The organism is Bradyrhizobium sp. BRP56 (assembly GCF_020194035.1).
GTDB classification, from domain to species: Bacteria; Pseudomonadota; Alphaproteobacteria; order Rhizobiales; family Xanthobacteraceae; genus Bradyrhizobium; species Bradyrhizobium australafricanum.
This window is the reverse complement of record NZ_JADYVV010000002.1, coordinates 137,995-160,681: the sequence shown is the minus strand read 5'-3', so window position 1 is coordinate 160,681 and position 22,687 is coordinate 137,995. Positions and strand designations below refer to the sequence as shown.

The 22,687-nt window shown below is 64.3% G+C and carries 24 protein-coding genes and 1 tRNA gene; 7 read left to right on the top strand and 18 right to left on the bottom strand.

Going from position 1 to position 22,687, the window contains the following annotated elements; genetic code table 11:
- The first annotated feature begins 35 nt into the window (after nucleotides 1-35).
- The 3 genes from I6F38_RS02495 to I6F38_RS02485 all read left to right on the top strand — a co-directional run bounded on the left by I6F38_RS02495 (nucleotide 36) and on the right by I6F38_RS02485 (nucleotide 2,810).
- The gene (locus I6F38_RS02495) at nucleotides 36-1,862 is read left to right on the top strand and encodes an AMP-binding protein (protein ID WP_225158936.1); all 1,827 of its coding nucleotides are present in this window, start codon (nucleotides 36-38) and stop codon (nucleotides 1,860-1,862) included.
- 172 nt (nucleotides 1,863-2,034) lie between these two features.
- Complete coding sequence (locus I6F38_RS02490) at nucleotides 2,035-2,235, top strand: hypothetical protein (protein ID WP_016844973.1); 201 nt, start codon at nucleotides 2,035-2,037, stop codon at nucleotides 2,233-2,235.
- Nucleotides 2,236-2,342: 107 nt separating this feature from the next.
- The gene (locus I6F38_RS02485; protein ID WP_225159050.1) at nucleotides 2,343-2,810 is read left to right on the top strand and encodes a GcrA family cell cycle regulator; all 468 of its coding nucleotides are present in this window, start codon (nucleotides 2,343-2,345) and stop codon (nucleotides 2,808-2,810) included.
- A gap of 42 nt (nucleotides 2,811-2,852) precedes the next feature.
- Here I6F38_RS02485 and I6F38_RS02480 read toward each other — a convergent pair whose 3' ends face one another.
- On the bottom strand, nucleotides 2,853-3,815 hold the full coding sequence (locus I6F38_RS02480) for an SDR family NAD(P)-dependent oxidoreductase (protein WP_225158935.1): 963 nt from the start codon (nucleotides 3,813-3,815) through the stop codon (nucleotides 2,853-2,855).
- 229 nt (nucleotides 3,816-4,044) lie between these two features.
- Here I6F38_RS02480 and I6F38_RS02475 point away from each other — a divergent pair, with 229 nt between their 5' ends.
- A complete protein-coding gene (locus I6F38_RS02475) occupies nucleotides 4,045-4,182 on the top strand; it encodes a hypothetical protein (RefSeq protein WP_225158934.1) in 138 nt (45 codons plus the stop codon).
- A 181-nt stretch (nucleotides 4,183-4,363) separates the two neighbouring features.
- Here I6F38_RS02475 and I6F38_RS02470 read toward each other — a convergent pair whose 3' ends face one another.
- Nucleotides 4,364-4,543, bottom strand: a complete 180-nt coding sequence (locus I6F38_RS02470) for a hypothetical protein (protein ID WP_050999539.1) — start codon at nucleotides 4,541-4,543, stop codon at nucleotides 4,364-4,366.
- A gap of 437 nt (nucleotides 4,544-4,980) precedes the next feature.
- Entirely contained in the window at nucleotides 4,981-6,513 is a 1,533-nt protein-coding gene (locus I6F38_RS02465; protein WP_225158933.1) for a porin, read from the bottom strand.
- A 454-nt stretch (nucleotides 6,514-6,967) separates the two neighbouring features.
- Between I6F38_RS02465 and I6F38_RS02460 the strand changes: the two genes are divergently transcribed.
- Nucleotides 6,968-7,480 (top strand): MarR family transcriptional regulator, encoded by a 513-nt coding sequence (locus I6F38_RS02460; protein WP_076834347.1) that lies wholly within the window; start codon nucleotides 6,968-6,970, stop codon nucleotides 7,478-7,480.
- A gap of 842 nt (nucleotides 7,481-8,322) precedes the next feature.
- Here the strand turns inward: I6F38_RS02460 and I6F38_RS02455 are convergent.
- The 7 genes from I6F38_RS02455 to I6F38_RS02425 form a co-directional block, all read right to left on the bottom strand.
- Nucleotides 8,323-8,400, bottom strand: a tRNA-Pro gene (locus I6F38_RS02455).
- An 83-nt stretch (nucleotides 8,401-8,483) separates the two neighbouring features.
- On the bottom strand, nucleotides 8,484-9,077 hold the full coding sequence (locus I6F38_RS02450) for a MerR family transcriptional regulator (RefSeq protein ID WP_018271909.1): 594 nt from the start codon (nucleotides 9,075-9,077) through the stop codon (nucleotides 8,484-8,486).
- 127 nt (nucleotides 9,078-9,204) lie between these two features.
- The gene (locus tag I6F38_RS02445; RefSeq protein WP_035631661.1) at nucleotides 9,205-9,540 is read right to left on the bottom strand and encodes an integration host factor subunit alpha; all 336 of its coding nucleotides are present in this window, start codon (nucleotides 9,538-9,540) and stop codon (nucleotides 9,205-9,207) included.
- A 130-nt stretch (nucleotides 9,541-9,670) separates the two neighbouring features.
- Nucleotides 9,671-10,648 carry a beta-ketoacyl-ACP synthase III gene (locus I6F38_RS02440; protein ID WP_092077980.1) on the bottom strand — a complete coding sequence of 326 codons (978 nt, stop codon included), beginning with the start codon at nucleotides 10,646-10,648 and terminating at the stop codon, nucleotides 9,671-9,673.
- Nucleotides 10,645-11,700, bottom strand: coding sequence for a phosphate acyltransferase PlsX (gene plsX / locus I6F38_RS02435; RefSeq protein WP_225158932.1), 1,056 nt, complete (start codon nucleotides 11,698-11,700; stop codon nucleotides 10,645-10,647). The genes I6F38_RS02440 and plsX overlap by 4 nt, the downstream gene beginning before the upstream one ends.
- Nucleotides 11,701-12,010: 310 nt before the next feature.
- A complete protein-coding gene (locus I6F38_RS02430; protein ID WP_225158931.1) occupies nucleotides 12,011-12,604 on the bottom strand; it encodes a DUF177 domain-containing protein in 594 nt (197 codons plus the stop codon).
- Entirely contained in the window at nucleotides 12,601-13,152 is a 552-nt protein-coding gene (locus tag I6F38_RS02425; RefSeq protein WP_225158930.1) for a ubiquinol-cytochrome C chaperone family protein, read from the bottom strand. The genes I6F38_RS02430 and I6F38_RS02425 overlap by 4 nt, the downstream gene beginning before the upstream one ends.
- A gap of 137 nt (nucleotides 13,153-13,289) precedes the next feature.
- Between I6F38_RS02425 and bamE the strand changes: the two genes are divergently transcribed.
- Both bamE and I6F38_RS02415 read left to right on the top strand, forming a co-directional pair.
- On the top strand, nucleotides 13,290-13,766 hold the full coding sequence (bamE, locus tag I6F38_RS02420; RefSeq protein ID WP_225158929.1) for an outer membrane protein assembly factor BamE: 477 nt from the start codon (nucleotides 13,290-13,292) through the stop codon (nucleotides 13,764-13,766).
- A gap of 144 nt (nucleotides 13,767-13,910) precedes the next feature.
- Entirely contained in the window at nucleotides 13,911-14,918 is a 1,008-nt protein-coding gene (locus tag I6F38_RS02415; RefSeq protein ID WP_225158928.1) for a tripartite tricarboxylate transporter substrate binding protein, read from the top strand.
- Nucleotides 14,919-15,279: 361 nt separating this feature from the next.
- Here I6F38_RS02415 and I6F38_RS02410 read toward each other — a convergent pair whose 3' ends face one another.
- The 8 genes from I6F38_RS02410 to nrdR all read right to left on the bottom strand — a co-directional run bounded on the left by I6F38_RS02410 (nucleotide 15,280) and on the right by nrdR (nucleotide 22,663).
- Complete coding sequence (locus I6F38_RS02410; RefSeq protein WP_167350400.1) at nucleotides 15,280-15,435, bottom strand: hypothetical protein; 156 nt, start codon at nucleotides 15,433-15,435, stop codon at nucleotides 15,280-15,282.
- Nucleotides 15,436-15,523: 88 nt separating this feature from the next.
- The gene (locus tag I6F38_RS02405) at nucleotides 15,524-17,644 is read right to left on the bottom strand and encodes a sodium-translocating pyrophosphatase (protein ID WP_225158927.1); all 2,121 of its coding nucleotides are present in this window, start codon (nucleotides 17,642-17,644) and stop codon (nucleotides 15,524-15,526) included.
- A gap of 285 nt (nucleotides 17,645-17,929) precedes the next feature.
- Complete coding sequence (gene thiL, locus I6F38_RS02400) at nucleotides 17,930-18,931, bottom strand: thiamine-phosphate kinase (RefSeq protein WP_225158926.1); 1,002 nt, start codon at nucleotides 18,929-18,931, stop codon at nucleotides 17,930-17,932.
- Between the two features lie 150 nt (nucleotides 18,932-19,081).
- The gene (gene nusB, locus I6F38_RS02395) at nucleotides 19,082-19,576 is read right to left on the bottom strand and encodes a transcription antitermination factor NusB (protein ID WP_038385411.1); all 495 of its coding nucleotides are present in this window, start codon (nucleotides 19,574-19,576) and stop codon (nucleotides 19,082-19,084) included.
- Between the two features lie 2 nt (nucleotides 19,577-19,578).
- On the bottom strand, nucleotides 19,579-20,070 hold the full coding sequence (ribH, locus tag I6F38_RS02390; RefSeq protein ID WP_076834363.1) for a 6,7-dimethyl-8-ribityllumazine synthase: 492 nt from the start codon (nucleotides 20,068-20,070) through the stop codon (nucleotides 19,579-19,581).
- A 234-nt stretch (nucleotides 20,071-20,304) separates the two neighbouring features.
- Nucleotides 20,305-20,913, bottom strand: coding sequence for a riboflavin synthase (locus I6F38_RS02385; protein WP_225159049.1), 609 nt, complete (start codon nucleotides 20,911-20,913; stop codon nucleotides 20,305-20,307).
- Nucleotides 20,914-21,023: 110 nt separating this feature from the next.
- Nucleotides 21,024-22,184 carry a bifunctional diaminohydroxyphosphoribosylaminopyrimidine deaminase/5-amino-6-(5-phosphoribosylamino)uracil reductase RibD gene (gene ribD / locus I6F38_RS02380; protein ID WP_225158925.1) on the bottom strand — a complete coding sequence of 387 codons (1,161 nt, stop codon included), beginning with the start codon at nucleotides 22,182-22,184 and terminating at the stop codon, nucleotides 21,024-21,026.
- Nucleotides 22,181-22,663 (bottom strand): transcriptional regulator NrdR, encoded by a 483-nt coding sequence (nrdR, locus tag I6F38_RS02375; protein WP_016844999.1) that lies wholly within the window; start codon nucleotides 22,661-22,663, stop codon nucleotides 22,181-22,183. Before nrdR ends, ribD begins: the two co-directional genes overlap by 4 nt.
- Between the last annotated feature and the right edge of the window lie 24 nt (nucleotides 22,664-22,687).

Below are 22,687 nucleotides of genomic sequence, written 5' to 3'. Positions count from 1 at the left end.
CCCGTCCCAACGAACAAGAATGGACGGGGACGGATATGCTGAAGGACAGGCTTTCGCCGGCCGACGAGGCTGCGCGCGACAGGGAGATGCAGGAGACGCTCGCGGCATGCCCGCGCATCCTCGACCTCATTGCCCGCGGCCCGCAGGGCGCGCCGGACGCTGAAGCCGCGATCTATCTGCGCTCGCCGCTCGATCCCAACCCGGTCGTGATCTCGAACGATCACTTGATGGGCTGCATCAAGGCCGCTGAAACCTATTTCCGTAAGCACGGCATCGGCAAGGACGACGCGGTGGCTGTCCTGCTCCCGGCGTGCCCCGCGACCGTCGTCGCGATCTTCGGCGCAGCCGCCTGCGGCGTCGCCGAGCCGCTCAATTTGCTGTTCACGCGCGAAGCGATCGTCGCCCAGCTCAATGCGATCAACGCGAAGCTGTTGCTGGCGCCGCCGCCGGGCATGCCAGGCGGGCTCTATGAGAGGGTCGAGGGCCTGCAGCGCGAGGTGCCGTCCCTGAAGCACATTGTGATCGTGCCGCTCGACGGCAGCATCGCCTTCGACGGTGAGGTGCTGCGGCCTGATCCCGCCTGGCGCGACGACTACGGCAAGTCCAAGGACATGAGCGAGGCCGACCGCGTCGCCGTGATGCTCCCGACCGGCGGCACTACCGGCCATCCCAAGGTGGCGCGGCTCACCAACCGCGCGATGGTCGCCTCCACCGTATCCTCGCGGATGGCGCTCGATTTCCATCGCGGCGAGCGCGCGATGATCACGATGCCGCTGTTCCATGTCGGCGGCCTGTTCTGCACCACCGCCAATTCCCTGGCGGCCGGCACGACGATGGTCATCCCCGGCCCCGCCGGCGCGCGCGATCCGGCGCTGGTCCGGCACTTCTGGCAGATCATCGAGAAGTACCGCATCAACATCGCCGGCAACGTGCCGACGATACTCGGCGCCCTCGCCGATATCCCGGTCGCGGACAGCGACATCTCGACCCTGCGCGTCACCGCCACCGGCGCCTCGATCTGCCCGCCGGAGATCGAGCGGCGTTATCTTGCGACCTGGGGCGGCCCCTGCATCCAGCAGCTCTACGGCATGACCGAGCTCGCCGGTGCCATCACTCACGATGTGCACGGTGTGAAGCCGCGCGCCGAGAGCGTCGGCACCCGCAATCCGCTGGTCGAACTCGCGATCCTCGACGGCGGCAAGCTCCACACGGGACCGTGGCCTTCGCCGGTCGGCGAACTGCTGACCAGGGGCCCGCAGGTGTTCGCCGGCTATGTCGACAAGAAGCAGACCGAGGAGGCGTTCCGCGACGGCTGGCTGCGCACCGGCGACATCTGCCGGATCGATGCTGACGGCTTCGTCTACATCATGGGCCGCGCCAAGGATGTCATCATTCGCGGCGGCCACAACATCGATCCGCGCGCGATCGAGGACGCCGCGCTGGCGTTTCCGGGCGTGGCGCTTGCCGCGGCCGTCGGACGTCCCGACACCTACGCCGGCGAGGTGCCGATGCTGTTCGTCTCGGCGCAGCCCGGTACCCATATCGATCCGAACGCGCTCGCTGCCTTCGTGCAGGACAACATCCTGGAGCCGCCGGCGCGCCCGCGTGTGGTGTCGGTGATTCCGGAGATGCCGGTGACTCCGGTCGGCAAGATCTTCAAGCCGAAGCTGCGCGAGATCGCCGCCGGCGAGGCCGCGCGCGAGCTGCTGGCGCTGGAAGGATTGTCCGGCGAGGTCAGTGTCGACGCGATCACCGATCCGTCCCGCGGGCTGTACCTGAGCGTGAGCGCGCCTCCGGACAAGGCCGAGAAGGCTGAGCGGCTTCTCAAGAAGTTCCCGGTCAAGGTCGAGTTACGGCCCTAACACGTTCATCTATCTTAATAATTCGATGCGTGCGCGCGCTGGAACTCGCTTCCAGCGCGCTTGGGGCGGCTGGCTGCTTCTTGCCGCCCACGGCTTGACGAACTGCCTCATTCCTAAATAGACTCTAAATAGATACTTTTCAGTACAGGCGTTCGGGGTTAAGCGTTTCACCATGGCTACGGAAAAGGCCGAAACCGACCGCGTCCCGGTCACGCTGGCGCTCTCGACCATCGGATACCTCGAGAAGCTGGTGCGACAGGGCACCCACGGCACGAGCGTCCCGGGCGTCGCACGGACATTGATCGAGGAAGGCATTCGGCTCGCCATCAAGGACGGGTTGCTTGCAATCCGCGACAACGGCCGCACGCCCTGAGAGCATGATCCGGAAAAGTGGAAACCGGTTTTCCGAAAAGATCATGCTCAAGAACTAAGGGCGCGTGTGCCGGCGCGGCGGTTCAACACAGAACGTGGAACCGTCAGATGATTGCCATCCAAGAGACCTGGACGCCGGAGCGCGTCGACCAACTCAAGATCTACTTTGAAGCCGGCCTCTCCTGCCGCGACATCGCCGTCAATATCGGCGTCAGCCGCAATGCGGTGATCGGCAAGCTGTCGCGGCTGAACCTCACGCGCACGACGCCGGACGAACGCCGAGCGCGGCGCAAGAAATCGGCCGCCCACGCCGCGCAACGGGCGACCGCGAAACAGCAGCTCCGGTTGCTCCAGGCGGTCTACCAACAAGAGGCCGACGACGCACCGATCGTCAGCGCCAACAGCTGCTCGCTGTTCGAACTGAGCGAGCAGCGCTGCCGCTGGCCGATCAGCACCCCGGGCGCCGATGATTTCTGCTTCTGCGGCAACACACCGCTCGGCGGCATGCCCTACTGCTCAGGACATTACCGCCTCGCCTATCAAGCGGGATCGCGCCAACGCGCGATGCGCGGATAGCGCTTGAGTGAAGCCGTCCCGCACGCGATGCGGGACGGCCGTTCAGCCGACCTTCCAGCCGGTCGCCGCTACGATGTTCTGGTAGAACTCCGGCGAGTAGGCCTGTTCCGGCGTCTTGCGCACGCGCTCGTCGAGCAGATGCGCATCGTCGCCGACCAGGATGCGCCAGCGTTCGGCCTTCACGCCGGCGAGGATGATCCTGGCGGCGGCCGCGGCCGAAGTCGGCGCCTCATCGTGGAAGATGCGGGCACGATCGAGCGCGAGCTGCTGGATGTCGGCGTCCGACATCTTGGCGACGTCGATGCCCTGCCCTTGCAGGCGCTGGCGGGCCTGCTTGAGCTCGTCAGCGTTGAGCTGGTCGGAGCCGTTCTGGACCTTGCGCGAGTTCGACACGATCGAGGTGCCGATGTGGCCGGGCATCACGACCGAGCACTTCACATGCGGCGCGTTGAGGCGGAGATCGTTGATCATCGCCTCGGTGAATCCCTTCACGGCAAATTTCGCGGCGCTGTAGGCGGTGTGCGATACGCCCATGCCGACCGAGGCCCAGAAGCCATTGACGCTCGAGGTGTTGACGATGTGCGCCTCGTCGGCCTTCACCAACAGCGGCAGGAAGGTGCGGACGCCGAGATAGACGCCGCCCCAGCAGATGTTGAAGGTGCGCTCCCACTGCTCGCGCGTGTTGGAGAACAGGCTGCCGCCACCACCGATGCCGGCGTTATTGAACAGCAGGTGGATCTTGTCGGTCGCCTGCTGCTCGATCAGCTCATCCCGGAAGCGCTTGTAGTGATCCTCGATCGAGACGTCGGCAATGTGGGTCGTGATGCGCAGGCCCTGCGGCAGCTTCTCGACCTCGCAGAGCCGCTTGGTCTCGGCCATCGCCTCGGCCGAGACGTCGCACATCGCGACGTTGCAGCCCTCGGCAACGAGCTGCCGTGCCAGCTCGCGCCCCATGCCCGTTCCGCCACCGGTGATGACGGCAATCTTTCCGGCAAAATCCTTCATGTGAGATCCGTTCCTTCCCTTATTTTTCTTGCCCTGGTTCTTCTTTGTTTCGGCCGGAGCGCGGATCGCAGCCCCAACCGCTTGGCTGCGGCACCTTACATCACCGAATTGTCGCCCAGCAACGGCGCCTTCTCACGCGCAAGTGAGCCGCCTGCAGCAGGTTGAGACGGTGGCCGCGTAACGAAATCATTCCGCGTTGCGAACAATCCGACATCGACAATCGGAGACCATGATCGTGCACATCCTGAACAGATTGGTCGCGACAACGCTGATGGCGATCGCGGCCGGAATTTCCACCGCCGCCGCTGCCGCCGAGGTAGCACCAGCGAAGCAGCGCGACGGCACCTGCGCAGATGGACCACGTTGATCGCAATCGGCGCACAGCGCAGCGCGCGGCGTGACGCAGCGTGCGACGTCATCGGCGAAGCTCTGCAATGTTGGAATCACATCGCCCGAATTCGAATGCTCGTTCGCGAAGCGCGTGAGTCTTGCGCGATGATCGCGCGCATCCTGGCCACAGGCCAAGCCGCGTCATGACGCGGCCCACGCTATTCGGCTGTCTCGATGCGCACGGACGCGCGCCGCCGCAGGACGCCTGCACCCGCGCTCAGGGCCAGCTTGAGCAGGCCGCGCCACGAGAAATCGATGATCACCTCATGGTGCCGCAATCCCTTGCCGCCCTTTACCAGCCCGAGATCCCGGATCAGGCAATAGTGGCCGCTGCTCATGCGCGCCAGGCGGCTATTCTTGAAGCGTCCCATGAATGGCGAGAATGCACTGCGGATCGATTCCGTCAAATCCTGACGACGTCGAATCGAAGGCGACGGCAACCCGATCGCCAACCGCAGCTTGCGCGGGGGGCGCGCGCCACCATCGTCAACGCCGGCTCGGCCCTTGAATCAAAAACCTCCGGCAGGGCATTGCCGGAGGTTTGGGAGGCTTAGCAGCTAGCTAAGAGCCATCATTCAATGTGTTGGCCGTGGCGTATATAGTTTAGTAGATCAGGTAAGTAAATAAGTCTGCGGCGAATGAATCGCATGGCTCGTCTTCGTCGTTCGCGTGGACCGAATTGACGCAGCGCAGCTCTCCTTAGAATCTTTCGCAAAGAAAAACCCCGGCAGTTGCCTGCCGGGGTTCTGTTGGATCGTGATCAGATCAACCGGAATTACCAGTTGCGCTGAGCGCGGAAGAGCATCTGGACAGTGTCCTGATCCTTCAGCTCGTAGGTCGCGGTCGGCTTGCCGATAGCAGTCGACGACGTGGTGATGATGCCGGCATACTTCTGATCGAGGTGCGAGTAGGTCACGTCGGCCGAGAAGGTCAGGTTCTTGACCGGGGTCCAACGGGTGATCACGCCGATCTGCGCGATGTTGTAGTCGGGGTTGCAGGCAGTCACGCCAGCGCCGCCAGCGAATGCGGCACGGAACGAACCACCGACGCCACCAACGCCGCAGATGAGCGACTTAGCCGCATCGTTGTACGAAACAGCGGCGAACGCACCGTACAAGCTGGTGTTCCAGTAGGGATCCCAGTTGTGGGTGTACGCACCGCGCATACCCCAGGTCTTGATGGACTGCTGCTGACCGCCGGGGCCGAACACCGTGTCGGGTGCCGTACCGAAGCCAACGCTGCCATAGACGCCCGGCAGGCTCGAACCGCCGAAGATGGCGATCGCGCCGGCCTGGCTGGCCAGTTCCTGGATGTTGTAACGGGTCGCACCGTCGGTGTAGACGCCCTGGATGTTGATGGTGTCGCCGGGTCCGGTCGGGATGTTCTTGATCGACAGGGCCAACGCACCAGCCCAACCCCACTTGTCGTCGGGATGACCGGTCAACTCGGTGCCGCCGTAGTAGGCAGCGTGGTTGTCATGCGCGGCGACCGACGCCTGGAAGATACCCCAAGCCTGGTCGACCTTGAGCGAAGCGACGAAGTCCGGAGCGATCGTGCCGGCGTAGTCGCTGGAGCCGTAAGCACCACCGACGCTGAGGTTGTTCACGCCAGCCTGCATGTAGGCAACCTGGTCCTGCGCCGACAGAGCCAGCGACACGCCGTTGCCGAACTGCGCGGTGTAGGTGAACTGGTTGATGCCGTTGGTGGTGTTCACGCCACCGACGAGTGCGTCGTAGTTGTTGCCCGGATAACCGTTCCAGGGGGCAGCGAACTGCGAAACCGCCTTACCCATCGTGAAGCCGGCGAACTGGATGAAGGCGTAGTAGACGCCGACCGTACCGGCAGCCACGTTGCCCGAACCGGCGTTGTTCGGCGCGGAAGACGAGCCGATCGCCGAGTACACGGTCGAGCCGTTGCCCTGACCGGCATAGGTGTCGGAGGTCCAGGTGAACACCGCATCGAAATAGGTGCGGACCACGCCGTATTCGGTCGCGGTGCGCGTATCGATGTTGAAGTCTTCACGCGAACGCCAGGTGTAGCCGTTCGTGAAACGGTTGTTGGCACCGCTGGCGCCGTTGTAGTTCGCGCCGTACACGCTGTTGCCGTTCACCACGACGTCAGCACGCACATAGCCGCCCAGCTTGATGCAGGTGTCGGTGCCGGGGATGTAGTAGAAGCCCGGACCGTAAAGCGAGCAAACCTTCACGTACTCGACCGCTTTGGCCTTGACGGGAAGATCGGCCGCCTGTGCCCCGCCGACCGCGACCAGCGCAGCCGTCGAGCCCAGGATAAGGCTCTTCAAATTCATATTAAACCTCCAAGTTGCTCATATGCGGAGAGTCCGAGGCCGCGAGCGCCCCGTGATCCTCCCGCATTGTCCAAGACCGTTTTCCCCAAACCCCGCACCCTCAGATCAATCTGTGGTGTGCGACGGACTTGAACGATCACCGCAACGGGACGATCGAGATTCCCCTACCGCCGGGTTCAATATGCATTGGCGAGTTCGCCAATCAAAATAGTTTATAAAGTCAGGAATGCGAATGCGGCCACACTGTGTCTCGTCGGCAACGCTGCCTGTAAGCCCTTTGCTTACCTGAGAAAACTTGTCACACCCCAAATAGTCCAACCGTCACACGACCATCATAATTACTTTACGTTCACTTGCGTTCGTTGGCGGCTTGCGGGAAAAAACCTACTGCAGCGCAGAAAACAAGAAATAAATCAGCACAAAGCTGAGTCGGCGCCCGAGGGAAGAGGAAGCTGTGTCAGTGACAAGGAAGGATTCGACGCGCCAGCGCGCCATCGAACATCTCGACATCATCAAGCGGTTCACGCTCGAGATTTCGGCCATCAACTCGCATCTGGAGCGCGTCCGTCAGTTCTGGGGCAAGTCGCTTGGCGTCAGCGGTCCGCAATGGATGATTCTCATCGCGATCTCGGATCTCGACAAGGATGACGGCGTGCCGATCAACGTGGTGTCGAAACTGCTGCACGTCGATCCGTCGTTCGTGACCACGCAATCCAAGCTGCTCGAGCAGAAGGAGCTGCTGCGGCGCGCGCCCTCCCCGGCCGATGCGCGCGTGGTCCGGCTGTCGCTGACCGACAAGACCAAAAAACACCTCGCGGGCCTCGCCGAACAGCACAAGGCGTTCAAGAAAACCGTGTTCGAGGAGTTCAGCGAGGCTGAGCTGGCCGAGTTCACGGCCAAGCTTTCGATGCTCACCAACCGCCTGGAAAAGGCCTGCCTGATTGTTGCGATGGAGGCCGAGGCCTGAGGCGACCGGCTCTGCAGCGGACGGGACGACTGGCAACCGGCACGGTCGCGCCGCTCACCTTGCGAAGCGTACGATGCGGAGACTTATCGGTGTCCGCGCCCCGGCGACTGGAACGCCAGGAAGGCGAGAACGCTCAGCAGTGCAGCCCAGACCAGGAAGTGTTCAGCAATCACGTTGGCCCCCCATTTTGCCCTCAATGGAAAGCATGAAACGGGCCAAGCCGCGGTCGATCCGTGAACGGGCCATGGAAAAGGAGCCCCCGGCGCTGACGGCCGGGGCCCCGAGAAGCCAATCTTGCAGTGTAACTATCTGGACCTGGTCGAGCTGCCTCCGGTCATCCCGCTGCCCGACCCCGTCGTCTGACCAGGGGCGTAGCCAGAGGCCCCTGGGCTCCCGGCTTTCGATCCTCGTGCCTGCATCTCGCGCCCGGGTGCATAGCCCGAAGCGCCGGGACTGCCCTTCTTGGAGCCCTTCTTTTGCATCTCGTGTCCAGGTGATTTGCTCGAAACGCCCTGTGCAAAAGCAACCGGAGTGGAAGCCATCAGGCATGCCGCGGACAGGACGATGATTGCGTGCTTCATTTTGTCCTCCAAAATGCGCCCCGCAACTAACCGCCTGAAATCAGTGACGTTCCATGAACGCTTGTTCATCGACACGACGGCCGCCGATGCGATCGGCTAGGTGCTGCCTCTTCAACGAGCGTTTGCTCGATATTAACGACAGCGTGCTGGCTTCCGCGCACAGCTTTCCGCGACTGGCGAGCAGCATCGGCAACCAATCGCAAGCCGGCGGCGCGCGATGCGCGTCCGCTTCAAACCATCACCGAACGAATTTTGAGAAAATGGTCGGAGCGAGAGGATTTGAACCTCCGACCCCTAGTCTCCCAGACTAGTGCGCTAACCGGGCTGCGCCACGCTCCGATGCCGTTCCATTAGCTGCGATCCTGCGTTCGCGCAAGGCAAAGCAGGCTTCTGACGACTGCAATCCGGGCACCGGTTCCCCCTCAGCCGTCCTTCATCGCCGCGTCGATCATCTGTCGGCAGGCGACCAGCTCCTGCAGCACGCGTTCGAGCCGCTCCCGATCGACTGACGGAACGGAGGGACGAACCGGCGGCGCGGCGGGCGCCTTGCCCGGCTGGGCGTGCGCCTTGTAGGTCGACAGGATCGGATCCTCGTCCGGATCGACGAATCGGTAGTCGATCCCCTTCTCGTCGCCATCACCCTCCTCGCCGTCGAAATCGAGCCCGTCGCTGCTCTCGAGGTCGTCGGGCTCGGCCATGCTGTTGCCGACGGCTTCCTCGACCGCGCCGAACGAGACCGCCGCGGTCTGGTCGGCGATGCCCTGCACCGATTTGATGCCGTGCTCCTTCAGGATCCGCTGCACACCGCGGATGGTGTAGCCCTCGCCGTACAGCAGCCGGCGGATGCCCTTGAGCAGGTCGACGTCGTCGGGGCGATAATAGCGGCGTCCGCCGCTGCGCTTCATCGGCTTGATCTGCGCGAAGCGCGTTTCCCAGAATCTCAGCACATGCTGGGGAATATCGAGTTCATCAGCGACCTCGCTGATGGTACGGAACGCATCCGGCGCCTTGTCCAAATGCCCGCTCCTTTGAGCTCAATGCCTGGAGCGTTTCCGTTCCGATTGAATCGGAACGGGGCTCCGGATTCTAGGTTTGCCGCGCTTTCTTCACGCGAACCGGGTATCCACTTCGCTTGAAAACGCTCTAGTCGGCCTTGCTGCCGTCGCCATTGGTGACGACATGGCCATTGATCCGCTGCTTCAGGATCGCCGACGGCTTGAACACCATCACCCGCCGCGGCGAAATCGGCACCTCGGTGCCGGTCTTCGGATTACGGCCGATACGCTGGCCCTTCTTGCGCACCATGAAGGAGCCGAACGAGGACAGCTTCACCGTCTCGCCTTTTTCCAGGCAATCGGTGATCTCCTTCAGCACCAACTCGACAAATGCCGACGATTCCGTGCGCGACAGACCCACCTTTTGGTAGACCGCCTCACACAAATCGACGCGCGTAACTGTTTTTCCGGTTCCCGTGGTCATCGCCTGCCCCGCACTCTCGGCGAACAATTTCTTGACTGAAATTAAAAGCTTAGCGCGCAATGGTCAACAGCGACCAGCATCCAGGCGTAGGAAAGATACCGGCAACCTGTCGATACTGTTTGGCGATGCGCTACCAGCGCACGAGCGCCGAGCCCCAGGTAAAGCCGCCGCCCATCGCCTCGAACAGCACCAGATCGCCCTTCTTGACGCGCCCGTCCTTCACGGCAACCGACAGCGCGAGCGGGATCGAGGCCGCCGACGTGTTGCCGTGCTTGTCGACCGTCAGGACCACTTTCTGCGGCGCAATATGAAGCTTATGCGCCGACGCATCGATGATTCGCTTGTTGGCCTGGTGCGGGATGAACCAGGTGATGTCCTCGGCGGTAAAGCCGGTGGCGTTGAAGGCGTCGACGATCACGTCGGTGATCATGCCGACGGCGTGCTTGAACACCTCGCGGCCCTCCATCCGGAGGTATCCGACCGTCCTGGTCGAGCCGGGCCCGCCATCGACGAACAGCTTCGCCTTGTGGCGGCCGTCGGAGCGCAGATGCGTCGTCAACACGCCGCGGTCGCTGGTGGTGCCGGACTGCTGCTGCGCCTCCAGCACGACCGCGCCGGCGCCGTCGCCGAACAGCACGCAGGTGCCGCGGTCGTTCCAGTCGAGGATGCGTGAGAAGGTTTCGGCACCGATCACCAGCGCCCGCTTGTGGGTGCCGGCGCGCAGGAAATTATCGGCGGTGGCCAGCGCGAAAACGAAGCCGGAGCAGACCGCCTGCAGGTCGAAGGCGACGCCATGGTTGATGCCGAGCGCGTGCTGGACGGCGACCGCGGTGGCGGGAAAGGTGTTGTCCGGCGTCGAGGTCGCGAGCACGATCAGGTCGATCGACTGCGCATCGACTTGCGCGTGGGCGAGCGCGGCCTGCGCCGCCTTGATCGCCAGATGCGAGGTGAATTCGTCGTCGGCCGCGATGTGGCGCTCGCTGATGCCGGTGCGCTGCACGATCCATTCGTCCGACGTGTCGATCCGGCTGGCCAGTTCGGCATTGGTCAAAACCCGCTCCGGCAAATAAGAGCCGCAGCCGAGCACTACCGAACGTATCGCGGTCACGAGACAGCCTCCTGCGCGGTCTGCGCCTGCACCAGCGCACTGCCGTCGCGATTAAGCATCTGATTGATCTTGGTGAGGAGATCGTAGTGGGCCATCTCATAGCCAACATCGACCGCGTAAGCAAAGCCTTCCGTGTTGACGCCGCCATGGCTCTTGACCACCACGCCCTTCAGGCCGAGCAGCAGGCCGCCATTCGACTTGTTGGGATCGAGCTTGTCGCGCAGCTTCCGGAATGCACCGCGGGCCAGCAGATAGCCGATGCGCGAGATCCAGCTCGAACCGATCGCCTCGCGCAACAGGTCGAACATCTGGCGGGCAGTGCCTTCGGCGGTCTTGAGCGCGATATTGCCGCTGAATCCTTCGGACACGATTACGTCGGCACGCCCCTTGCCGATGCCGTCCCCTTCGACGAAGCCGATATAGTTGATGTCAGATAGGGCGCGCAGCATTTCGGCGGCCTCGCGGATTTCCTCATGGCCCTTGACCTCCTCCTCTCCGATGTTGAGGAGGCCGACGGTGGGCCGTTCGATGTTGAACAGCACGCTGGCCATCGCGCTCCCCATCACCGCCAGTGTCGCGAGATGATGGGCGTCGCCGCCGATCGTGGCACCAAGGTCGAGCACCACGGAGTCACCGCGCAGAGTCGGCCAAACTCCGGCGAGCGCCGGGCGGTCGACGCCCGGCAGCGTCCGCAGATTGATGCTGCCCATCGCCATCAGCGCGCCGCTGTTGCCGGCGGAGACCGCGACATCGGCCTCGCCATGCTTCACGGCGTCGATCGCGAGCCACATCGATGACGCCCGCCGGGTCCGCCGCAACGCCTGGCTCGGCTTCTCATCGTTCTTCACGGCGACGTCGGTATGGATCACTTTCGATACCGCCTTCAGCGCCGGATGCTTGGCGAGCTCCGGCTCGATCTGGGCCCGGTCCCCGATCAGCAGGAATTCGCTGTCGGGATGACGGCTCAGCGAGATAGCAGCGCCGGGAATGACGACGGCAGCGCCGACATCGCCCCCCATGGCGTCAAGCGCTATTCGAACCTTTTGAGGCATGAACGTCCCGGAAGCCTGCTTTCCCGCAGCCCTTCAGACGAGGACCGCGAGCTTGAAGTCACCGCCGTTAACGGCGCGCGGCGAAACACCAACTCGCGTCCCGGCCGGGCCGCGACAATAGCGTGTCCTCGGTCCGACACAACCTCTTGACCGCAAATGAGGCAGCTGCCGAACCGTCACGCAACACATCAGAACATACCAGAAATACATTGTATTTCAATGTATTGCGACACGTATTTGAAGTAACTAGGAACAGTGCTCGCGCAAGCTTGCAGGCAAGCCATCCCCGCAAATGTGGCGCCAGGCGCCCTCAACTTCCCTTCGGCTTCTTGCCGTCCGGCTTTTCCTTCAGCGCCTTCAGCGCCGCGAAAGGATGATTTTCCGGGTCAGGGGCTTCAGCCTTCTGTTCAAAGACCGCATCCACCTTGCGCGGATACGGGTCTATGCCGAGAAACAGCGCATCGGTGGCAAGCCGGCCGATGTCGATGAAGCCGCCGACGATCGGCTCCGGCGGGTCCGGCGTTTCCTCATCGCTGTCGTCGGCGTCGTCGACCAGGTCGGCCATTTGCGGGATCTGCTCGGGCGGCGCGAACACCACATCGATCGGCTCATCGATCTCGTTCTCGATCGGATCGAGCGTCACTACGCAGGTCTGCCCGACCCTGGCCTTAACTCTGCCGGTGACGTGGTAGCTGCCGTCGCGCTTGGGCTGCAGGTCGAACTCTGCACGCGCGGAGACGACCTCCCTCAACTCGGCAACTTCGGCCATCGCCTTGCGCGCCGCCTCGTCGGCTGCGATCTCGCGATGCAGGCCGGTCTCCGGAATCTGCGCGACATTGACGAGAACCCGCCAGGGGTCGCGGTCGCGCCGTGCATCGGGCTGCCCCGTGGTGCCGCCGCTCATGCCGCCGTCCCCGCAGCCTGTGGTACCGGTAAGCGCCACGCGCCCTTGGCCAACGCCGCGAGATCGGCGCGCGCCAGCTCTTCGATCGCCTCCCTGGCATAGGCGGCGAGCTCGCGGGCCTTGTCGATGTTCTGACCGTTGAGGATGTTCTTGCAGAACGACTCGGCCAAGGCCGCCTCGCTGTCGGTCAGCGCCAAATCATAGGCTGCGGTACGGCCGTAGAAGGCTTCACCGAACGCCTGCATGCGCTTCGGCACCGTGAGGTCGCCGACGCCCATTTCGCGCAGATTGTCGTCCATATCGATGCAGAAATGATCAAACAGGGCCTGGGACAGCGCGACGCCGCCCTCGACGGATTTCAGTCGCCGCAGCACCAGCCACAGATGCATCAGAAGCAGGTCAAAACGGCCGTTAACCGTGTCCGGAACGCCCAAGTCACGGTAAAACAACGGTTCTCGCGCCTGCGTCACGATCATGCCATAGATGGTCTCAATGGTGCTGCGCGCGGGCACCCGGGGTCTTCTGAAGTGATTGAACGGCCAAAGCATGACGGGTTCCGGCTGCCGGTCCCCAAAGGGTCGCCTGTTGAGAGGTCGCCCATTGGAGCTCGGCATGATTGCAATCCATTGAGCTGCCCGGTACGTCAATGCCTCGGCCGATGCAAGGGGACGGATCAGTTCCGCCGATGAACCAAACTCTTTCACGACAGTCTCGCGCCGCTTCCGCGCGCGGGTTCTTTTCGCGTCTGCGCGCCGTCGCGGCGATTGGCCTCGTCTGCGCCGCACTCGGCGGCTGCGCCGGCGAACAATTCCAGAAGGGCTACATCCTGCCCGAGGGAGCGCTCGAGCAGATCCCGATCGGCGCGAGCCAGGACCAGGTGCTCATCGTGCTCGGCACGCCCTCGACGGTCGCAACGCTGGACGGCGAGGTGTTTTATTACATCTCGCAACGGACTTCCCGCCCGGTCGCCTTCATGAATCAGCGGGTGATCGACCAGCGCGTGATCGCGGTCTATTTCGACAAGAACCGGCAGGTGCGCCGACTGGCCAATTACGGCCTGAAGGACGGCAAGATCTTCGACTTCGTCAGCCGGTCCACGCCGACGTCGGGCCAGGAAATGTCCTACCTGACACCGCTCTTCAAGCTGCTGAGCTTCAACTAGAGCGAAGTGGACTCCGGTTCGCGTGAGAAAACGCGTCAAACTGGAGTCCAGAGCATAAGCCGCTGCGCCAAGTTGTCGCTTGCCCGAGGGGCAAGCGGTCCCCTAGTTTGCTCGCAAACAAGAGCCTGAGCAGGGGGTAAACGCATGAGAGCCAAGAGATTTTCCCGTCGTACGGTATTGTCGGGCACGGCCGCATTGACGGCCGCGGCGATCCTGCCGCGCGCGAGCCTCGGCGCCGGTGACTGGCGGCCGACCGAGACGGTCCGCATCATCGTGCCGGCGGCGGCCGGCGGCTCGACCGACGTGATGGGGCGGCTGCTCGCCGCGCATTTGCAGCCGCTCTGGGGCCAGTCGGTGGTAGTGGAGAATCGCTCCGGCGCCGGCGGCACCATCGGCACATCCGAGGTCACGCGCGCCAAGGGCGACGGCCACACCATCCTGATCGGCAATCCCGGCCCGAACGCGATCGCCTACAGCATCTTCCGCAACCTGACCTACAAGGCCGACCAGTTGCAGCCGGTCTCCAACATGATCCGGATTCCGAACATCGTGTCGGCGCATCCGTCGACCGGCCTCAAGTCGATCCCCGAATTGATCGCCTTCCTGAAGAAGAATCCGGACAAACTCACCTACGGCTCGTCCGGCACCGGGCAGAGCCCTCACCTTACCGGCGCCTGGTTCCTGCAGCTCACCGGGCTGAAGATGACGCACGTGCCGTTCCGCGGCGCCGGTCCCGCATTGCAGGCCGGGCTCGCCGGCGACATCCAGATCCTGTTCGACAATCTCTATCCGTCGCTGCCGCAGGTGCAGGACGGCAAGCTGAATGGCCTCTGTGTCACCACGCCGGAGCGCAGCGATTCTGCACCGAACCTGCCGACGATGCGGGAGGGCGCGCCGGAACTGGCAAAGTTCGACGTCTCGTCCTGGTTCGGCGTGTTCCTGCCGAAGACCGCGCCTACCCCGGTGCTCGACGAGCTGAACCGCCAGGTCAAGGCGATGCTGGAGCGCGACGACGTCAAGAAGAACATCGCCGGCATGGGTGCGCGCGCCGACTACGGCACGCCCCAGCAATTCTCCGATTTCGTCGATGCCGAGACGAAGAAGTTCGCGGCGATCATCGAGAAGGAAGGCTTGCAGATGGAGGTGAAATAGCCTCCGAACAAGGCTCGCGCCGCGTACTCGGCGTCATCCCCGCGCAAAGGCTTCGCCTTTGTCGCTGGAGGAGCCGCGCTTGCGCGGCGTCTCGAAGGATGGCCGCATGCACCGCCTCCATCCTTCGAGGCTCGCCCAGCGGCGCAATTGCGCCGCAAGGCTCGCACCTCCAGCGACAAAGGCGAAGCCTTTGCGCGGGGATGACGACTGCTGAGCTGTAGGGCGGATTAGCCAACCGCGTCCGCCGCAGCTCAACGAGCGAAGGCGGAGGGCGTAATCCGCCGCCGCGGTTAGACCTGTCGGTGAATTACGCTTCGCTAATCCACCCTACGATTCTGTCCCAGTCCGCAGCACGGTGCGGCTACGACGACTTGTTGATCTTCTTGACCTTGGCGTCGGTCGCTTCAATCGACATCGCCAGTTCCATGATCGCCTTCGAGAGCAGCTCGATGGCCTCCTTCTGATCCTGCGATTTGGAGGCGCGGAGCGCGTAGTTCCGTGCGGATGAGAGCGACATCGATTGATCTCCGTGTTGTTCGCGTCTGGTTCAAAAATAAAACCCCGCGGCTTTCACCGCGGGGCTTCGTTTCAGTCGTGTCCGCCGCTCAGTGCGCCAGGATCGCCAGCAGCAGCAGCGCCACGATGTTGGTGATCTTGATCATCGGGTTCACCGCCGGGCCCGCCGTGTCCTTGTAGGGATCGCCGACGGTATCGCCGGTCACTGCGGACTTGTGGGCGTCAGAGCCCTTGCCGCCGTAGTGGCCGTCCTCGATGTACTTCTTGGCGTTGTCCCATGCGCCGCCGCCCGAGGTCATCGAGATCGCGACAAACAGACCGGTGACGATGACGCCGAGCAGCATGGCACCGACCGCGGAGAATGCCGCCGACTTGCCGGCTGCGCCGCCGCCCGCGATCGCGTAGATCAGGAAGTAGACCACGATCGGCGACAGCACCGGCAGCAGCGACGGGATGATCATCTCCTTGATCGCCGCCCGGGTCAGCAGGTCGACCGCCTTGCCGTAGTCCGGCTTGTCGGTGCCCTGCATGATGCCGGGCTTCTCGCGGAACTGACGGCGCACTTCCTCGACGATCGCACCGGCGGCGCGACCGACCGCGGTCATACCCATCGCACCAAACAGATACGGCAGCAGGCCGCCGAACAGCAGGCCGACCACGACGTAAGGATTGTTCAGGGAGAAGTCCGGGTTGACGCCCTTGAAGTAGGCATGGGCGTTGGAGTCGCTGATGAAGAATTTGAGGTCCTGATTATAGGCCGCAAACAGCACCAGCGCACCGAGACCGGCGGAGCCGATCGCGTAGCCTTTGGTCACCGCCTTGGTGGTGTTGCCGACCGCGTCGAGCGCGTCGGTCGACTTGCGCACCTCCTTCGGCAGCCCCGCCATCTCGGCGATGCCGCCGGCGTTGTCCGTGACCGGGCCGAAGGCGTCGAGCGCGACGATCATGCCGGCCAGCGCCAGCATGGTGGCGGTCGCGATCGCGATGCCGAACAGGCCGGCAAGGCTGTAGGTGACGAGGATGCCGGCGATGATCACGATCGCGGGCAGCGCGGTCGCTTCCATCGAGACCGCGAGGCCCTGGATCACGTTGGTGCCGTGACCGGTTACCGAGGCCGAGGCGATCGACTTCACCGGGCGATAGTCGGTGCCGGTGTAATATTCGGTGATCCAGATGATCAGGCCGGTGACGACGAGACCGACCACGCCGCACCAGAACAGCGCCATGCCGGTGTAGTCGACGCCGTCGAGCTTGCCGAAGCCGACCAGCCAATTGATCACGAGCGCGACGCCGACCAGCGACAGGATGCCGGTGGCGATCAGGCCCTTGTAGAGGGCGCCCATGATGGACTGGCTGGCACCGAGCTTGACGAAGAAGGTGCCGATGATCGAGGTGATGATGCAGATGCCGCCGATCGCGAGCGGCAGCGTCATCATGTTCACCAGGATCGGCGTCTTGGCGAAGAAGATCGCCGCGAGCACCATGGTGGCGACCGCGGTCACCGCATAGGTCTCGAACAGGTCCGCCGCCATGCCGGCGCAGTCGCCGACATTGTCGCCGACGTTGTCGGCGATGGTGGCCGGGTTACGCGGATCGTCCTCGGGAATGCCGGCCTCGACCTTGCCGACGAGGTCGCCGCCGACGTCCGCACCCTTGGTGAAGATGCCGCCGCCGAGACGGGCGAAGATCGAGATCAGTGAGGCGCCGAAGCCGAGCGCCACCATGGCGTCGACCACGGTGCGGCTGCTCGCTTCCAGACCCATGAACTTGACTAGCACCATGAAGTAGATGGTGACGCCGAGCAGTGCGAGACCGGCAACCAGCATGCCGGTGATCGCGCCCGCCTTGAAGGCGAGCTCGAGGCCGCCGGCGAGCGAGGTGGTTGCCGCCTGCGCGGTGCGGACGTTGGCGCGCACCGAGACGTTCATGCCGATGAAGCCAGCAGCCCCCGACAAGATGGCGCCGATCGCAAAGCCGATCGCCACGAGCAGGCCCAGGAAGTAGGCCAGCACCACGAAGATCACGATACCGACCATGCCGATCGTAGTGTACTGCCGCCGCAGATAGGCCTGTGCGCCCTCGCGCACCGCGGCCGCGATTTCCTGCATGCGGGCATTGCCCGCATCCGCGTTCAAGACCGACTGCGTCGCCCAGATCGCGTAGACGATGGAAAGCGCCCCGCAGAGCACAATCAACCATAAAGCTGTCATGTTGCCTCAGATCCTTGATGTAACCCCCGCGCCTTCTTGTGCCGCTAGGGGGCGGCAGGCGCTTATTTTGCGAGGACAATCCTCCCCAAAAACGGATTGCCTCAAATCGGGCGCGACCTTGCCAAAATCGTTACCGCTGTGCAACGCCACCTGTGGCCGAAAACGCCGATATCGGCAGCTATTTAGAAGGAAAATCGGCGCGATCAGGCGCGGGAAGTCTAGCGCTGCTTCCGTTCCAACGCGTTTTCTTAATGCGAACCGGTGCCCGCTTCGCTCGAAAACGCTCTAGAAATGGCTGTAAGACAGCCGCTTCAGCTTCAGTTCCCGCCCCTGCCCGTCAAGGAAGCTTGGTGGCGACAAGCCTGCGATCAGGCCGCCGATTGCGGTCACCGCGACCTTTGCCTGCCGTGCGTCGCGCAGAAACGCGTCGACATGATCGCTCGGGACCGCGCACAAGAGCTCGTAATCATCACCGCCGGCCACCAAGGTCTCGATACCGATCGCCTTGCGCGCGAGCAGCCCTGCGGCCGCGGACGACAACGGGATGCTCGGCACGTTGATCACGCCCGCCACACCACTGGCTGCGCAAAGCTTGGTCAGATCGCCGGCAAGCCCGTCGGACACATCCATCGCGGCGCTGGCGTGGGTGCGGACGGCCGTGGCCAAGGCGTTGCGCGGCTGCGGAACACGGTAACGGGCGGCAAGAAAATCCCGCCCGACGACATCGTCCGCCAGAGCCGCGGCGACCGGGCCACCCCGGAGCACATCGAGGCCGAGCGCGGCGTCTCCGATCGTGCCGGTGACGAACACACGGTCGCCCGCCTGCGCCCCTGCGCGATGCACCATCGTACCCTGCGGCACCCGGCCGAACGCAGTGATCGAGATCATCAACGGCCCCGGCGTCGAGACCGTGTCGCCACCGAGCAGCGGGCAGCCGAAATGCGCGGCGTCCTCGCCGAGCGCCCGGGCAAACGGCTTCAGCCAGGCCTCCTCGGCGCCGCGCAGCGCCAACGTCAGCACGAAGCCGGCCGGCACCGCGCCCTTGGCGGCGATGTCGGAGAGGTTCACCCGCAGCGCCTTGCGCGCCAGCGTGTCGGGCGGATCATCGCGGAGGAAATGCACGCCCTCGACGATGGCGTCCGTGGTAACCACGATGTCTTCGCCGTCCGCCCTCAGCGCGGCGGCGTCGTCGTCGAGCCCGAACGCCCCCGGATCGGTCGCGAGCGGCTTGAAATAGCGCGCGATCAGGGAGTCTTCGCCGGAGGTATGTTTGCTTGCTTGGGTCATCAACCCGTCATCCTGAGGTGCGAGCGAAGCGAGCCTCGAAGGATGCACGGCCCCGATGCGACCGTAGCGCCACGCCGTCGCCCTTCGAGGCCTCCGCTTCGCTACGGCACCTCAGGGTGACGGCTACGGAGGTGGGCGGCATCGCGGCACCTAGCTCCGCACAAACTCGTCGCCGCGGAACTGGCGCGCGATCTGGTCGAGCACGGCGTTGACCATGCCGGTTTCGTCCTTCTCGACGAAGGCGTGCGCGACGTCGACATATTCGGAGACCACCACGCGGCCCGGCACGTCCTTGCGATGCTCCAACTCGTAGGAGCCTGCCCGCAGCACCGCGCGCAGGATGGCGTCGATCCGCTTCAGCGGCCAGCCCTTCGACAGCGCCTCGTCGATCAAAGGATCGAGCTTGGCCTGGTCGCGCACCACGCCGGAGACCACGTCGCGGAAGAACGCGGCTTCCGCCGGCAAATATTTCTCGCCCTCGACCTCGTTGCCGAGCCAGTGGCTCTCGAACTCGGCGAAGATGTCGTTGATGCCGGCGCCGCCAATGTCCATCTGATAGAGCGCCTGCACCGCCGCGAGCCGTGCCGCGCCGCGGCGGTTGGCTTTTCTGTCGGGGGCTTTCGCGGGCTTCTTGTTGTCAGCCATGGTCAAGCCTTTGCCAGGCGGCGTTTGATCCGCAGCATCGCCAGCGCCGCACGCGCCGCGTCGCCGCCCTTGTTGAGTTCGCTGGCGCGCGCCCGCGCCCAGGCCTGCGCCTCGGTGTTGACGGTGAGGATGCCGTTGCCGAGCGGGAATTTCCGGCTGATGGCCAAATCCATCAATCCGCGCGAGGACTCCTGCGAGACGATCTCGAAATGGATGGTGTCGCCGCGCACCACGCAGCCGAGCGCGATCGCCGCGTCATACGGCTTGCCGTTCGCTTCAGCCGCATCGATCGCGATCGCAATCGCCGCCGGAATCTCCAGCGCGCCCGGCACCGTGATCACGTCGTGCGTCGCCCCCGCGGCCTTGATCTCGGCCAGCGCGCCTTCCAGCAGCGCATCCTGGATGTCGTCATAGAACCGCGCCTCGACGATCAGCACGCGTGCGCCGGTAATGTCGGTCTGGTCCTTCAGGGGTGCGCGCCGCGCGTCAGCCATCTACGTATCCATTTCATATTGTTGACATTCACCGACAACGTTGGATGTCAACGTTTCGCGAGTTTGTAGTCGCCCCGACGACTGAAGCCAAGCACGAATGCCTCAGGCACTGTCATTCCGGGATGGTCCGAAGGACCAGACCGCAGGTGCACAATAGTGCACCGGGGAATCTCGAGATTCCGGGTTCGATGCTTCGCATCGCCCCGGAATGACTGCCGCTTGACGGCTATGCCGTCATTTCATCTCCGACAGCCGCGCCGCGTAGCGGGCCATCAGATCGACCTCGATATTGACCTCGCTGCCGGCCTTCCAGCCGCTCAGGGTCGTCACGGAAAGCGTGTGCGGGATGATCAGCACCGAAAAGCTGACGTCGTCGACCGTATTCACGGTCAGCGACACTCCGTCCAGCGTGACCGATCCCTTCGCCGCGATGAAACGCGCCAGTTCGCGGCTGGTTCGCAGCTCGAAGCGCGCCATGTCGGGCAGATCGTCGCGCTTGACGATGGTGGCGATGCCGTCGGCATGCCCGGCCACGATGTGACCGCCGAGTTCGTCGCCGATCTTGAGCGCGCGCTCGAGATTGAGCCGGCCGCCCTGCCCCCAATGCTTGGCGGTGGTCATGCCGAGCGTCTCGGCCGCCGCATCGACATCGAACCAGGTCTTGCCATCGGCGGTGCCGGAGGCGACGACGGTGAGGCAGACGCCATTGCAGGCGATCGAGGCGCCGTCGGTGATCGTGGTCTGGTCGTAGTCGCAGGCAATCCGCATCCGGTGCAGCTGCCCCTGCGCCACCTGCTTCAGGCTGGTGATCTCACCGATATCGGTGACAATTCCCGTGAACACAACAAACCTCTTACTCTTCGTCATGGCCGGGCTTGACCCGGCCATCCACGACTTACTTCACTGCTGGCGACCAAGACGTGGATGCCCGGGTCAAGCCCGGGCATGACGACCTAGGATCGATCGTAGATAGTCAAAACATCTTTGGCCAAGGCTTCGCTAGCACGAAGCCGGAAGGCGGGCGACTGCGTGATTGCGTCGAGCGGCATTGCGTCCAGCGCGGGAACGCCGTCGGCACCGATCGCATCAGGCCCGCGCAACAGCCAGATCTCGTCGACAAGGCCGGCTGCCACGAAAGAATTTGCCACGCGCGATCCGCCCTCGACCAGCAGGCGCGAGATCCCCTTCTCCGCCAGCGCATGCAGGACGGACGGCAGATCGAGCCCTTGGGACGCGCCGGCGGCGACGCGGATCACCTGCGCGCCGGCGGCACCTAGCTTCACCGCGGCAGGCGCCTCCGCCATGTCAGAGGTCAGCACCCAGAGCGGCGTCTCGCGCGCCGAATGCACCAGGCGGCTGTCGCCAGAGATCCGCAGCGCGCGGTCCAGCACCAGGCGCACCGGCGAGCGCGCCGCCATGCCGGGCAGCCGGCAGGTCAAAAGCGGATCGTCGGCCTTGACCGTGCCGATGCCGACCAGGATCGCATCGCTCTGCGCGCGCAGCAGATGCACGCGGGTCCACGCGGCCTCTCCGGTGATCGTAACCGGCCTATGGCCGCTGGCAGCGATCTTGTCGTCGGCGGACACCGCGAGCTTGAGGATCACATGCGGGCGCTTGTCCCTGATACGGCGGAAGTGCCCGGCATGGTCGCGCGCGGCCTCTTCCGCGCACAGCCCGACATCGACCGCGATGCCGGCGGCGCGCAGCTTGGCGTGCCCCTGCCCCGCGACTTCCGGATTGGGATCCTCGATCGCCGAGACGACGCGGGCGAGCCCGGCCGCAACCACGGCATCCGCACAGGGCGGCGAGCGGCCGAAATGCGAGCAGGGTTCGAGCGTCACGTAGAGCGTGGCGCCGCGCGCGGCATCGCCGGCGCGCCTGAGTGCCTCGACCTCGGCATGCGGCCGGCCGCCTGCTTGCGTCCAGCCGCGGCCGACGATCACGCCGTCCTTGACGATGACGGCGCCGACCGCCGGATTGGGCCAGGTGCGCCCGAGCCCGCGCCGGCCAAGCGCCAGCGCCAGCTGCATGAGGCGCAGATCGGCCGCCTTTGCCGCCTCCTTGGCCTCTTTGGCCTTCTGCGCGAACTGGTCTTCCAGAATGCGGAAGATCATTTGCGTAGCGTCGCGAGCCGCGGGTCCTCTTCGCCGGTCAATTCGTCGAGCACGGCCTCGAAGTCCTTGGCCTCGCGGAAATTGCGGTAGACCGAGGCGAAGCGCACATAAGCGACGTCGTCGAGCTGGCGCAGATGCTCCATCACGATCTCGCCGATCGCCTCCGAGGAGACCTCGGCCTCGCCGCCGCTTTCGAGCTCGCGCACGATGGTGGACACCATCTTCTCCACCCGCTCGGATTCCACCGGGCGCTTGCGCAAGGAGATCTGCAGCGAGCGTACCAGCTTGTCGCGGTCGAACGGCACGCGGCGGCCGTTGCGCTTGATGACGGTCAGCTCGCGCAGCTGCACCCGCTCGAAGGTCGTGAAACGGAAGTTGCAGGCCATGCAGACGCGACGCCTGCGAATGACCGCGGAGTCCTCGGTCGGACGCGAGTCCTTGACCTGCGTGTCGAGAGAATTGCAGCTCGGGCAGCGCATCCGACGGGACCTCTTGCAGCGACC